The organism is Streptomyces apocyni (assembly GCF_009739465.1).
In the GTDB taxonomy this organism is placed as follows: Bacteria; Actinomycetota; Actinomycetes; order Streptomycetales; family Streptomycetaceae; genus Streptomyces; species Streptomyces apocyni.
The window spans coordinates 75,386-87,901 of record NZ_WHOM01000068.1 but is presented as its reverse complement, the minus strand read 5'-3'; the positions used below and the strand labels follow the sequence as shown (position 1 = coordinate 87,901).

Below are 12,516 nucleotides of genomic sequence, written 5' to 3'. Positions count from 1 at the left end.
TCAGATTATCGGCTGATCAATCCGACATCTCCACGGAGGAACCCGCATGACCGCTGCCCGACCACTCCTGCGCACCACCGTCCGCACCACCGCCCGCACCACGGTCCGCACCACCATCGCCGGGCTCGCCCTAGCGGGCGTCACCCTCGCGGGCGCGCCCGCGGCCGTCGCCGCTCCCGGTGACAACGGGGACGTCAAGATCCACAAAGAAGGTACGCCGACGGACGACCCGCGCAACGAGCCCAAGGTGTGCAAGTTCTACCTGGCCGCGTTCAACTTCGACACGCTCCAGGAAGTCACCTGGGAGATCGTCCCCCAGCCGATGAAGAACGACGGAGCGAGCCTCGACGGGTCGATCACGCTCGCCACCGGAACCGGACACACCGACACGCTCACCCTGCCGAACGGCATGTACAAGCTCACCTGGACCTTCGAGGGAGCCTCCGGCGCCGGAAAGATGAAGGTGTTCCAGGTGGACTGCCCGCCCAACGGCAACGGCAACGGCAAGCCGCCGAACGGCGGTGTGGGCGCGGGCGGCGGCGGAGCGGCCGACACGGTCGAGGCCGCCAGTGCCACCAGCCCGTTCAGCGTCGGTACGGCGCTCGCGGCGGGCGTCGCGGGGACGGCCGGGCTGATCTTCATTCGTCGGTCCCGCCGTCGCAACGATGGCGCGGCGTAGCCCCTGGTCCCGGTACTCGCGCAGGCGCAGGCGCCTCCTCCGTCTCACCAGGACGGTCGTGGTGGCCCTGTCGCTGGTCGTCGGCGGCATCTGGTGGGCCCAGGACGGCGAGCCGTCCGGGAAGCCCCCGATCGCCGCCGACCCCGCGCCCGGCCCGACCGTGGCGGCCCCGACAACGCCGTCGCCCTCCCCGTCCGCGAAGTCGCCGCCGAAACCGCCGCCGAAGCCGCCGTCCAAGCCGCTGGGGCCTTCGCGCGCGACCCGGCTCGCCATCCCCGCGATCACCATCGACGCGCCCGTGACCGGTCTCGGGCTCGACCGGAAGGGACAGCTCCGCAGCCCTCCGATGGACGACCCCCGGCTGGTCGGCTGGTACAAGGACGGTCCCACGCCCGGCGAGAAGGGAACGGCGATCGCCGTGGGCCACCGCGACACCCGCACCGGCCCGGCCATCTTCCTCAACCTCAACTCGCTCAAGCCTGGCAACACCGTCCGGGTCACGCGCGAGGACGGCCTCACCGCCGTGTTCACGGTCGACGCGGTCAAGACGTACGACAGGGCGCGGTTCCCGGACAGAAAGGTGTACGGCTCGACCGGACGCCCCGAACTCCGGGTGCTCACTTGCGGCGGAGCGTTCAACCCCAAGACGGGCTACGCCGCCAACGTCGTCGTCTTCGCCCACCTCACGGACGTCGCACGGGCCGTATGACCGTACGGTCGCATGCCCGACGCCCGACGCCCGACGCCCGATGCCCCGGTGGGGCCCGCTTACCCGCGCGGGCCCCACCGGCACGTCGGCTGTCAGTCCTCCGCTTCCGGTAGTTCCCCGGTCGCCGCCAGCTTCCCGTACCAGCGCGCGCTGGACTTGGGGACCCGCGCCTGCGTCTCGTAGTCCACGTAGACCATGCCGAAGCGCTTGCTATAGCCGTACGACCACTCGAAATTGTCGAGCAGCGACCAGAGGTAGTAGCCGCGCACATCGGCCCCAGCGCGGATCGCCTGGTGTACGGCGGCGAGGTGGCCGTGCAGATAGCGGACGCGTTCCGGGTCGTGGACCGAGCCGTCGGGGTTCGGCTTGTCGTCGTACGCGGCGCCGTTCTCCGTGATGAACAGGGGGACCCCGGGCGCCTCGGCGGTGTACTGCAGGAGAAGGTCGGTCAGGCCGGTCGGGTCCACCGGCCAGCCCATCGCCGTGAGTTCGCCCGGCGCGTGGTGGAAGAGCACGGACTCGGAGCCCGGCCAGGGGGAGTGCGGGCTGTCACCGTGGCCGTCCCGGCGCGGGGCCGAGGGGTCGACTTCGCCGGACGCGGCCGAAACGACCGCGGGCGCGTAGTAGTTGATGCCCAGGAAGTCGAGGGGTTGCTTGATGGCGGCCAGGTCGTCAGGGCGTACAAAGGACCAGTCGGTGAGGTGGGCGGTGTCGGTGAGGAGGTCCTGGGGGTAGGTGCCCTTCAGCAGCGGGCCGGTGAAGACCCGGTTCGCGAGTGCGTCGATCCTGCGCTGGGCGTCGAGGTCCTCGGCCGACGCGGTCAGGGGGCGGACCGCGCTCGGGTTGAGGCTGATACCGATCCGCGCGCGGGCGGGCAGGGCGGCGCGCAGTGCCTGGACGCCCAGGCCGTGCGCCAGGTTGAGGTGATGGGCCGCGCGCAGCGCCGCCACGGGTTCGGTGCGGCCGGGGGCGTGCACGCCTGAGCCGTACCCCAGGAAGGCGCTGCACCACGGCTCGTTGAGGGTGGTCCACCGCGCGACGCGGTCACCGAGGGCTTCGGCGACGATCCCGGCGTACTCGGCGAAGCGGTGGGCGGTGTCGCGCTCGGGCCAGCCGCCGCCCGCGGCGTGGCCGCTGGGGAAGGCGGACTCCAACTCCTGTGGGAGGTCCCAGTGATAGAGGGTGACCGCCGGGGTGATGTCGTGCGCCAGTAGCTCGTCGACGAGTTCCCGGTAGAAGTCCAGGCCACGTTGGACGGCGGGGCCGCGGCCGGTGGGCTGTACCCGTGGCCAGGAGACGGAGAAGCGGTAGCTGCGCAGGCCGAGTTCCGCCATCAGACGGACGTCGTCGCGCCATCGATGGTAGTGGTCGCAGGCGGTGTCGCCGGTGTCGCCGCCGAGTACCTTGCCGGGGGTGTGGCTGAAGGTGTCCCAGATCGAGGAGGTGCGGCCGCCCTCCTGGGTGGCGCCCTCGATCTGGTAGGCGGCGGTGGCGGCGCCCCACAGGAAGTCGGGCGGAAAGCTCAGGTTCGCTGATGGCACGGGAGCGCTCCCATGATAGTGCGGACAGGACGGAGGGAGAGGGGAGGGGGGAGGTGAGACGGGGAAGCCGGTGAGGGATCACGGCAACGGCAACGGCAACGGCAACGACAGAGGCAGAACGCAGAGGCAGAACGCAGAGGCAGAACGCAGAGGCAGACCACAGACGCCGTCAGCCCTTCACCGCGCCCTGCATGATCCCGCCCACGATCTGCTTCCCGAACAGCACGAACGCGAGCAGCAGCGGCAGCGTCCCCAGCAGCGCCCCCGCCATGATCACCGACTGGTCCGGGATATGGCCCTGGCCAAGACCGGTCAGCGCGACCTGAACCGTCGGGTTGCCCGCCTGGGTCAGCGCGATGATCGGCCAGAAGAAGTCGTTCCAGGCCTGTACGAACGTCAGCATGCCCAGGACGGCCATCGCGGGTCTGGCCGCGGGGAACACCACATGCCAGATGACCCGCAGGCTGCTCGCCCCGTCCACCCGGGCCGCCTCGATGAGTTCGGTGGGCAGCGCCTGGAGCAGGTACTGCCGCATGAAGAACACGCCGAAGGCGCTGACGAACGTCGGCAGGATGACGGCCTGGAGCTGGTCGGTCCACTCCAGCTTGGCGATCAGCATGTACAGCGGTACGACGCTGAGCTGCGGCGGCACCATCATCGTGCCGATCACCAGGAGCAGCAGCACGTTCTTGAGGCGGAAGCGCAGCTTGGCGAAGGCGAACCCGGCGAGGGTCGAGAAGACGACCGTACCGGCCGCGATCGACCCGGCCACGATCGTGGTGTTGAGCAGCGCCATGCCCATGTTGGCATCGGTCCAGGCGATCTCCATGTTCTTGAAGAGATTGCCGCCGAACCAGAACGGCGGTGGCGTCTCGGCGAGCCGCGTGTTGGTGCGGGACGCGGCGATCGCCGTCCACACCAGCGGGAACAGCGAGACCACGCTGATCAGGATCAGTACGGCGTACGTGATCCGGCCACCGTGCATCGTCCGCCCGGCCCGACTCCGGCCATGGCGGCGGCCCTTGCCTCCCTGCCGGTTGTCCGGGGCGTCCGGGTCCCGGGTCGGGTCCTGCCTCGTGCCCCGGGTGACCACTGGTGCGGTCATGCTCCCCCCTCGCTCTTGGTCAGCCGCCGCGCGATCAGCCAGTTGACCAGGGCCACCAGCACCAGGAGCAGGAACATCGCCCAGGCGATCGCGGACGCCCGGCCGAGGTGCAGATTGACCCAGCCCTGCTCGTACAGATACAGCCCGAGCGTCTGGTACTCGTGCTCCGGACCACCGGTCGCCGAACCGCCGAACAGCAGCGGCTCACCGAACAGCTGCATGGCGCCGATCGTCGAGACGACGCAGGTGAACAGGATCGTCGGCCGCAGCGCGGGCAGTGTCACATGGAGGAACTGCTGCCAGCGCGAGGCCCCGTCGAGCGCCGCCGACTCGTACAGGTCGTTCGGGATGGCCTGCATCGCGGCCAGGTAGATCAGGGTGTTGTAGCCCGTCCAGCGCCAGATGACGATGGACGACACGGCGAACTGGGAGGTCCAGGTGCCGTTGTGCCAGTCGATGTTGTCGATGCCGACCGTGCCGAGCGCCCAGTTGATCATGCCGTAGTCGCGTCCGTAGAGGAGCACGAAGACCAGCGTCGCGGCCGCCACCGAGGTGGCGTACGGCGTCAGGGCGACGACCCGGAAGAACATCGAGCCGCGCAGCTTGTAGTTGAGCAGGTGCGCGAGCCCCAGGGCCATCAGCAGTTGCGGGACGGTCGAGATCAGCCCGATCGTCACGGTGTTCTGCAGGGCGTTCCAGAAGAATTCGTCGCTCCACAGCCGGGTGAAGTTGTGCAGGCCCACGAACTCCATGGAGTTGGGGTCGGTCAGCGACACCCGGTGCAGCGCGGCCCAGCCCGTGTAGAGCAGTGGAAAGAGCCCGAAGGCCGCGAAGAAGAGGAAGAACGGCGCCACATACGCGTACGGGCTCCACTTCACGTCGCGTCGGTAGCGGCGGCTGCGCCGGTCCCGCCGACGCTGCTCGCGCCGCTGCCCCGCGGCGCCTGGATCCTGCGCGCCTGGGCCCTGCGCGGGTGGGGCCGCGCCCTCCCCCGGGGAGGGCGCGGCGGTCTTGGTTTCCCGTGCCACGTGCGTCACTCGTCCAGTGCGTTGTCGATCGACTTGACGGCGGCCTTCCAGCCCTCGTCGGGCGACTTGCCCTTCTGGTCGACCTGGAGCATGCCCACGTCCGCGAGGTTCTGGGCGATGATCAGGTCCTTCGGGCCGAGGATCTGCACGGGTGCGCCTTCGGCGGCCTTGGCGAAGATCTCACCGATGGGAGCGCCCTCGAAGTAGGGGTTCTTGGCGTCCTTCACGGCGGGCAGGTCGTACGCGGCCGTGGAGCTCGGGAAGCTGCCGCGCTCCTCGAACAGCACCGCCTGCTGTTCGGGTGCGGTCAGCCAGGCGGCCAGTTTCGCCGCCTCTTCGGTGTTCTTGCCCGCCTTCGGTACGACGAGGAAGGACCCGCCCCAGTTGGACGGCTTCGGTGCCTGGGCGACGTCCCACTTGCCCTCGGCCTTGTCGCCGCCCTTCTCCTTGATGTAGCCGAGCATCCAGGCCGGGCAGGAGATGGTGGCGAAGCGGCCGTTGGAGAAGGCCTGGTCCCAGGAGGGCTTGAACTGCTGGAGTTTGGCGGTCAGGCCCTCGGTCGCGAACGCGGAGGCGACGTCCCAGGCCTCCTTGACGGCGGCGCTCTCCTTGTAGACGACCTTGCCGTCCTTGTCGTAGAAGCGCTCCTCGTAGCTTCCGGTGACGGCGGCCATGACGCCGCCCGCGCCGTCGACGAAGGCGCTGTCCTTGGGCGCCTTGGCCTTGTACTGCTTACCGACGTCCAGGTACTTCTTCCAGTCACCGGCCCACAGCTTGCCGACCTCGTCGCGGTCGGTGGGCAGCCCGGCCTTCTCGAACAGGTCCTTGCGGTAGCAGATGCCCTGGGGGCCGACGTCGGTGCCCAGGGCGATGGTTGAGCCGTTCTGGGCGGTGCCCTGCTGCCACTTCCAGTCGAGGAAGTTGTCCTTGTCGACGCCCGGAGCCTTGCCGAGGTCGACGAGCTTGTCCGCCTGGGTCGCGGTGACCTCGGCGATGTTGTTGACCTCGACGGCCTGGATGTCGGCGAGTCCACTGCCGGAGCCCAGGTGGGTGAGCAGCTGTGGGTAGTAGTTCTCGTTGCGCTCGATGGACGTCTGCTTGATGACGACGTCCGGGTTCGCCTTCATGTACGCGTCGTAGAGTCCGGCCTCCTTGAGGCCGAATGTACCGAAGACGCCGACGGTGAGCGTGGTCTTGCCCTTGCCGCCGTCGCCTCCCTCGCCGCCGCCCGAAGAACCTCCGGGTTCGTCGCTCTTGTCCTCGGCACATCCGGCCAGTAGACCGGCGCCCAGCGCGGCGACGGCCGCGAGGACCACCGCCTGCCGGGACGTACGTGTCCTGAAACGCATTGCGTCCTCCTAGTGCCCTGACGTGCCGATCCCGGCGAACGTGCGGGTTGTGTATGAGTCAGGTACGGTGGGAGCGCTCCCACCGGTGATGTGTTGAAGGGTCGCGGCTGGGTTGGGCAGTGTCAAGGGACCGTGCACGGCGGAGTGCTTTCGGTTATCCGGCCGTTAGATTTGTGCGGCATGGGAGGGAGGCAGGCGTGACGTCACGTCAGGTTCGGGGCAGAAATGTGGGACGGCCTACGTTGGAGGAGGTCGCCGCGCGCGCGGGTGTCGGGCGGGGCACGGTCTCCCGGGTGATCAACGGCTCACCCCGGGTCAGTGAGCAGACCCGGCAGGCGGTCGAGGCCGCTGTCGCCGAACTCGGGTACGTACCCAACACGGCGGCCAGGGCCCTCGCCGCCAACCGCAACGACGCCATCGCGCTGGTCGTCCCGGAGCCCGAGCGGCGCTTCTTCGCCGAGCCGTACTTCTCCGAGATCGTGCACGGCGTCGGGGTCGCGCTCGCCGAGACGGAGATCCAGCTGCTGCTGACCTTCGCGGGCGGCGACCGGCAGCGGCAGCGCCTGGCCCACTACCTGGCCGCGCAGCGCGTCGACGGCGTGCTCCTGGTCTCCGTACACGCCGACGACCCGCTGCCCGACATGCTGGCGTCGCTCGACCTCCCGGCCGTGATCAGCGGCCGCCGCTCCGCCGACGAGCCCCTGGCCTCGGTCGACTCCGACAACTTCGCCGGCGGGCGCGCCGCCGTACGACACCTCATCGAGCGCGGCCGCTCCACGATCGCCACGATCACCGGCCGCCTGGACGTGTACGGAGCCCAGCGCCGCCTGGACGGCTACCGCGAGGCCCTGACCGAGGCCGGGCGCCCGGTGGAGGACGGCCTGACGGCGATCGGGGACTTCACCGAGGAGGGCGGCCGCCGCGCGATGACCGAACTCCTCGCCCGCCGCCCCGACCTGGACGCGGTCTTCGCCGGGTCCGACGTGACGGCGGCCGGCGCCCGCCAGGTGCTGCGCGAGGCGGGCCGCCGCATACCCGACGACGTGGCCCTGGTCGGCTTCGACGACTCGGCGGTCGCCCGGCACATGGACCCGCCCCTGACCAGCGTCCGGCAGCCGGTCGAGGAGATGGGCCAGGCGATGACCGAACTCCTCCTGGCCGAGATCTCCGCGGTCGCCGATCGCCGCCCGCCAGCATCCCGCCGCATGGACCGCCAACAACTCGTCCTGCCCACCCGCCTGGTGACGCGCCAGTCCTCGTGAGGGCCAGTCCTCGTCAGAGCCGGTCCTCGTGAGAGCTGGTCCCGGTTGCGTACGCCGCACGGCGGCGGGACGCTGGACGCAGGGGCGCGGACAGGTGCGGCCACCAGGCAGCACGACGCAGCCTCCGCCGTGAAGGGGGCCATCGCGATGACCATGGTCAAGGACATGCTCGCCACCTACCCGGCCGACCTCGGCGACGTCGACCGCGAAAAGCTCACCCGCTGCATCGAGGAATGCATCGCCTGCGCGCAGGCGTGTACGGCGTGCGCGGACGCCTGCCTGTCCGAAGGGCTGGTCGGCGACCTCACCAAGTGCATCCGCACCGACATGGACTGCGCCGACATCTGCAACGCCACCGCCGCCGTACTCTCCCGCCACACCGGCTACGACCCCAACATCGCCCGCGCCCTCCTGCAGGCGTGCGCGATCGCCTGCAAGGCCTGCGCCGCCGAATGCGAATCCCACGCCGACACGCACGAACACTGCCGCGTCTGCGCCGAAGCCTGCCGCTCCTGCGAGGAGGCGTGCAACGCCCTGCTGTAACCCCAGCCTCCCCAACAGCCGGGCTCAGGACTGCGGCTAACGGCCAGTCGCCGACTGGTACGCGGCAGCGACGGCGACCAGGGCGACCGTTCCGGAGGCCGTGACGACGATCACCCAGCCGGGCAGGCCCCTGCGCCTGCGTGCCGGGCGCTGCTTCTTGCCGGCACTACGAGGCTTACGGGACTTACCGGCCGTACTGGCCTTGCCGGACTTGGCGGGCGCGGACACCGGATGCTCGGTCGTCGCCTCCGCCGTGTCCGCGAGCAGTCGGCGACAGGTAGCGGCGAGGCCGGTCACGCCGGTCGACAGCGGCACCACCGCCTCGGCGCGTGCGGGTGCCGTGGTGCCGCCGTCAAGCAGGCGGCCCGCCCGGACGAGGACTTCGCCCCGGGTCCCGGAGTTGGCGAGGCTGATCCAGCGGTGGACCTGGTCCGCCCTGATGACGACGCCGCCGGTCCGGTCGCGGTAGACGGTGTGCTGTTTCCAGAGCACCGCGGCCAGTTGACGGGCCGTATCGGTAAGGTGCGCGCTCAAGATCCCCCCTGGGTGTGGCGCGTACAAATCAATAAAGAGCGCACTCTACCCAAGGCGTCGAGGGGGTCTGGACCAGGGTCCAGGCGCCGCTAGGCAGCGAAGAAGCCGACGAGCGCGCGGGCGATCTGGCCGGGTGCGTTCTCCATGGGGATGTGTCCCGTGTCGGGGATACGTACGAGCGTGGTGTGCGGGATCTCCGCGGCGAACTTCTCGGCGTACTCGACCTTCTGGAAGCCGTCGTCCGCGCCCCAGACCAGCAACTTGGGTGTCGTGGACCGCCGCAGCGCGGGAACGAGATCCAGGGTGTAGCGACTGTCGGCCGCGCCCGCCATCGCCATCCAGGAGCGGCGCACCCGCGCATCCGTCCACGGGTCCAGATAGTCCGCGATCAGCTGTTCGTTGGCGGCCCCGGCCAGCGCCGCCGTCACGGCCTGGCGGCGGGCGGACAGTAGCGTCTCGGCGTCGGTTCCCGCGATGACCTCCGGGTCCCGGAACCGCGCCACGCCGGGTACCGGCCAGGAGTCGTACGTGACCGAGTTGGCCAGGGCCAGCCGGGAGACGTCCAGCCGATCGTGGACGAGGAGATGCTGGGCGATGGCGCCGCCGATGTCATGGCCCGCCACGGCGAGCGGCCCGGAGAGCGCCAGCGCGGAGGCGAATCGCGCCACCCAGTCCGCGAGGGCCGGGACCCTGGCCGTCTCCAGCGTGAGTTCGCCTCCCGAGCGCCCCAGTCCGGGGAGATCGACGGCGATGGGTCGCAGCCCCGCCTCGGCGAGGCGGCCCATGACCGGGAGCCAGACCCGGCTCCAGTACGTACCGTGCAGCAGCAACACGGGCGGGCCGTCCTGCTCCACGGTCAGATAGCTGGCCGTCTCGCCGTCGACCTGAACTGCGCTCCTGAACACTGTCGTTGCGGCGGCGTGCGTCATGGAATGCGTCATGGGGTGCGTCATGGGACCACTGTGAACCGGGGCGGGCCTCCCAGCCGAGAGTCCAGAAAGACACTCTCAGATACATTCTTGCCATGAGCCTTCATCGTGTGGTGGCCCTGCTCAACCCGCCCCAGGCGGCCTTCGAGCTGGGCTGTGCCGCCGAGGTCTTCGGCACGGTCCGGCAGGATGTGCCGTCCCGCTACCGGGACTAATCGCAGTGCATCGGGCTTTAGCCCGGTGGTGAAGCGATTCTCAGAACTGCTCTGACCTGCAGGTCACAGCGGACGATTCTGCTGCTCGATGTACTGACGGACGATCGACAACGGAGCCCCGCCGACCGACCCGGCGAAGTACGAGCCGGACCACAAACGCCGTGCTCGCCAGTAGTGCCGGACCAGTTCCGGGTACTCCTGGCGGAGCCTGCGCGAGCTGACGCCCTTCAAGCTGTTGACCAGCTTGGAAAGGGCCACCTTCGGCGGGAAGTTCACGAGCAGGTGGATGTGGTTGTCCTCGCCGTTGAACTCGACCAGTTCGCATTCGAAGTCCTCGCATACGGCGCGCATGATCTCTTCCATGCGCTTGAGGTGGGCGTCGGTGAAGACCTTGTGCCGGTACTTCGTCACAAAAACCAAGTGGGCGTGAAGTGCGAAAGCGCAGTGCCTGCCTGTACGGATGTTCTGCATGCCAGCCATAAACCAACCGTAGTACGGTGATCGGCATGCAGCTCAGGTACTCCTTCCGGATGTACCCGAACGGTCCGCAGCGCTCGGCGCTGGCCAGGGCGTTCGGGTGCTCGCGGGTGGTCTATAACGATGCGCTCCGCGCACGTGAGACCGCCCGCGCGGAGGGCGCGCCGTTCCCCAGGACCGGGGACCTGTCGAAGCTGTTGATCACCGAGGCGAAGAAGACCGAGGAACGCGTCTGGCTCGGCGAGGTGTCCGCCGTGGTTCTCCAGCAGTCCCTTCGTGACCTGGATACCGCCTACCGGAACTTCTTCGACAGCCTCAAGGGCAAACGCCCACGCATGGGAGCACCCCGGTTCAAGAGCCGCAAGGACAACCGGCAGGCCGTCAGGTTCACCGCCAACGCCCGGTGGAAGATCACCACCGGCGGAGACCTGTCATTGCCGAAGATCGGGGATGTCCGGGTTAAGTGGTCCCGCTCCCTGCCGTCCACCCCGGCCACGGTAACCGTGATCAAGGACGCCGCCGGGCGGTACTTCTGCTCGTTCGTGGTCGAGACTGAGGCGCACGAGACGCTGCCCAAGGTGACGCCCGAGGTCGGTATCGACCTGGGCCTGTCGCACTTCGCGATTCTCTCGGACGGTACGAAGATCGAATCCCCGCGCTTTCTGCGGCGGGCCGAGAAGAAGCGGAAGCGGGAACAGCGTCGACTGTCCCGCAAGGCCAAGGGTTCCAACAACCGGACCAAGGCCCGTATCAAGGTCGCCCGCGCTCACGCGCAGGTGGCCGACGCACGGCGCGAGTTCCACCACCAGCTCTCCGCGAAGCTGATCCGCGAAAACCAAGCGGTCGCAGTGGAAGACCTGGCGGTCAACGGACTCGCCCGTACGCGCATGGCCAAGTCCGTCCACGACGCCGGATGGTCGGCGTTCGTCACGATGCTGGAGTACAAGGCCGCCCGGTACGGGCGGACCTTCGTACGCATCGGACGCTTCGAGCCCACGTCTCAGGTGTGCTCGCAGTGCGGCGTCAAGGACGGCCCCAAGCCCCTCGGTGTCCGCGTCTGGCAGTGCCAGGCGTGCGCCGCGTGGCTGGACCGGGACATCAACGCGGCGGTCAACGTCGCCAAGGCCGCAGGACTTGCGGTATCAGCCTGTCGAGCGCGGGTAAGACCGGGACCTGTCCCGGCACAGCGCGAAGAAGCAGGAACCCACCGAGACGGTCAGCCGACCGTGGTAGGAATCCCCGCCCTTCAGGGCGGGGAGCGGAAGTCAAAGCTTCCGGATCTGCGCCGAGCGCCCCGGCCCGCTGCGGACCACGGTCGGCTTCGCGATGCTCGTCGACGCGGGTCTTGAGGCCCTGGGGGAGGCGGACACCGTGATCGTCCCCGGCTGGCAGCCGCCCGACGCACCGGCGTCACCGGCCGTCATCGAGGCGCTGCGAGCCGCCCACGGGCGCGGAGCGAGGATCGTCACCATCTGCACGGGGGCGCGCGTCCTCGCGCAGGCCGGACTGCTCGACGGCCGCCGCGCCACTACCCACTGGCGCCACAGCGCCCAGTTCGCCGCCGCCTTCCCGGAGGTGCGGGTGGACCCGGACGTGCTCTTCGTGGACCACGGCGACGTGGCGACCAGCGCGGGTACCGGCGCGGGCATCGACCTGTGCCTGCACCTGGTACGTTCCGACCACGGCGCGGCGTACGCCGCCCAGATCGCCCGGAGCATGGTGCTGCCGCCCCACCGGGAGGGCAGCCAACTCCAGTACGCCGCGCACCCCGCACAGTCCGCACCGGCCAAGGCGGACGACTCACTGGCGCCCTTGCTGGAGTGGGCCACCTCCCAGCTCGACGCCCGACTGACCCTCGACCGCCTCGCCGAACGCGCCGGACTGTCCAGCCGCACCCTCGCCCGCCGCTTCACCGAACAACTCGGCACCAGCCCCGGACAGTGGCTCCTGCTCCAACGCCTCGACGCGGCCCGCGCCCTCCTGGAACAGACCAACCTGCCGATCGACGCTATCGCCACCCGCGTCGGCCTCGCCTCGGCAGTCAACCTACGCCGCCGCTTCCGAGCCCACCTCGGCACCACACCCGGCGCCTACCGACGGACCTTCAGCGAAACCTGAGAGCGGAGCAGCTGGTAAGCAGCTCTC

The 12,516-nt window shown here is 69.5% G+C and carries 12 protein-coding genes and 2 pseudogenes; 7 read left to right on the top strand and 7 right to left on the bottom strand.

The window, feature by feature from the left end:
• Window positions 1-46: 46 nt before the first annotated feature.
• Both GCN81_RS24235 and GCN81_RS24230 read left to right on the top strand, forming a co-directional pair.
• A complete protein-coding gene (locus GCN81_RS24235) occupies window positions 47-679 on the top strand; it encodes a hypothetical protein (RefSeq protein ID WP_231626932.1) in 633 nt (210 codons plus the stop codon).
• The gene (locus GCN81_RS24230; RefSeq protein ID WP_156726585.1) at window positions 666-1,388 is read left to right on the top strand and encodes a class F sortase; all 723 of its coding nucleotides are present in this window, start codon (window positions 666-668) and stop codon (window positions 1,386-1,388) included. Before GCN81_RS24235 ends, GCN81_RS24230 begins: the two co-directional genes overlap by 14 nt.
• A 92-nt stretch (window positions 1,389-1,480) precedes the next feature.
• Here the strand turns inward: GCN81_RS24230 and GCN81_RS24225 are convergent, their stop codons facing one another.
• The 4 genes from GCN81_RS24225 to GCN81_RS24210 all read right to left on the bottom strand — a co-directional run bounded on the left by GCN81_RS24225 (window position 1,481) and on the right by GCN81_RS24210 (window position 6,411).
• Window positions 1,481-2,929, bottom strand: a complete 1,449-nt coding sequence (locus tag GCN81_RS24225; protein ID WP_156726584.1) for a GH1 family beta-glucosidase — start codon at window positions 2,927-2,929, stop codon at window positions 1,481-1,483.
• Between the two features lie 169 nt (window positions 2,930-3,098).
• Window positions 3,099-3,914: a carbohydrate ABC transporter permease gene (locus GCN81_RS24220; protein ID WP_231626950.1), complete on the bottom strand. Its 816-nt coding sequence runs from the start codon at window positions 3,912-3,914 to the stop codon at window positions 3,099-3,101.
• Between the two features lie 116 nt (window positions 3,915-4,030).
• Window positions 4,031-5,062 (bottom strand): carbohydrate ABC transporter permease, encoded by a 1,032-nt coding sequence (locus tag GCN81_RS24215; protein ID WP_407698013.1) that lies wholly within the window; start codon window positions 5,060-5,062, stop codon window positions 4,031-4,033.
• A gap of 5 nt (window positions 5,063-5,067) precedes the next feature.
• Window positions 5,068-6,411, bottom strand: coding sequence for an ABC transporter substrate-binding protein (locus tag GCN81_RS24210; RefSeq protein ID WP_156726581.1), 1,344 nt, complete (start codon window positions 6,409-6,411; stop codon window positions 5,068-5,070).
• A 197-nt stretch (window positions 6,412-6,608) separates the two neighbouring features.
• On the opposite strand from GCN81_RS24210, the gene GCN81_RS24205 reads away from it, so the two are divergent.
• The gene (locus GCN81_RS24205; protein WP_156726580.1) at window positions 6,609-7,673 is read left to right on the top strand and encodes a LacI family DNA-binding transcriptional regulator; all 1,065 of its coding nucleotides are present in this window, start codon (window positions 6,609-6,611) and stop codon (window positions 7,671-7,673) included.
• Between the two features lie 147 nt (window positions 7,674-7,820).
• The gene (locus GCN81_RS24200; protein WP_156726579.1) at window positions 7,821-8,216 is read left to right on the top strand and encodes a four-helix bundle copper-binding protein; all 396 of its coding nucleotides are present in this window, start codon (window positions 7,821-7,823) and stop codon (window positions 8,214-8,216) included.
• A 36-nt stretch (window positions 8,217-8,252) separates the two neighbouring features.
• Here the strand turns inward: GCN81_RS24200 and GCN81_RS24195 are convergent, their stop codons facing one another.
• Both GCN81_RS24195 and GCN81_RS24190 read right to left on the bottom strand, forming a co-directional pair.
• The gene (locus tag GCN81_RS24195) at window positions 8,253-8,750 is read right to left on the bottom strand and encodes a hypothetical protein (protein WP_231626931.1); all 498 of its coding nucleotides are present in this window, start codon (window positions 8,748-8,750) and stop codon (window positions 8,253-8,255) included.
• A gap of 89 nt (window positions 8,751-8,839) precedes the next feature.
• Complete coding sequence (locus GCN81_RS24190) at window positions 8,840-9,703, bottom strand: alpha/beta fold hydrolase (RefSeq protein WP_231626930.1); 864 nt, start codon at window positions 9,701-9,703, stop codon at window positions 8,840-8,842.
• A 71-nt stretch (window positions 9,704-9,774) separates the two neighbouring features.
• Here GCN81_RS24190 and GCN81_RS24185 point away from each other — a divergent pair.
• Window positions 9,775-9,885, top strand: a pseudogene (locus GCN81_RS24185) (AraC family transcriptional regulator); the annotation flags it as partial.
• 72 nt (window positions 9,886-9,957) lie between these two features.
• On the opposite strand, the gene tnpA reads toward GCN81_RS24185, so the two are convergent.
• The gene (gene tnpA / locus GCN81_RS24180) at window positions 9,958-10,374 is read right to left on the bottom strand and encodes an IS200/IS605 family transposase (protein ID WP_156726578.1); all 417 of its coding nucleotides are present in this window, start codon (window positions 10,372-10,374) and stop codon (window positions 9,958-9,960) included.
• Window positions 10,375-10,400: 26 nt separating this feature from the next.
• On the opposite strand from tnpA, the gene GCN81_RS24175 reads away from it, so the two are divergent.
• Window positions 10,401-11,720 carry an RNA-guided endonuclease InsQ/TnpB family protein gene (locus tag GCN81_RS24175; protein ID WP_156726577.1) on the top strand — a complete coding sequence of 440 codons (1,320 nt, stop codon included), beginning with the start codon at window positions 10,401-10,403 and terminating at the stop codon, window positions 11,718-11,720.
• A pseudogene (locus GCN81_RS24170) lies at window positions 11,644-12,489 on the top strand (GlxA family transcriptional regulator); the annotation flags it as partial. The gene GCN81_RS24175 and the pseudogene GCN81_RS24170, both read left to right, overlap by 77 nt.
• Between the last annotated feature and the right edge of the window lie 27 nt (window positions 12,490-12,516).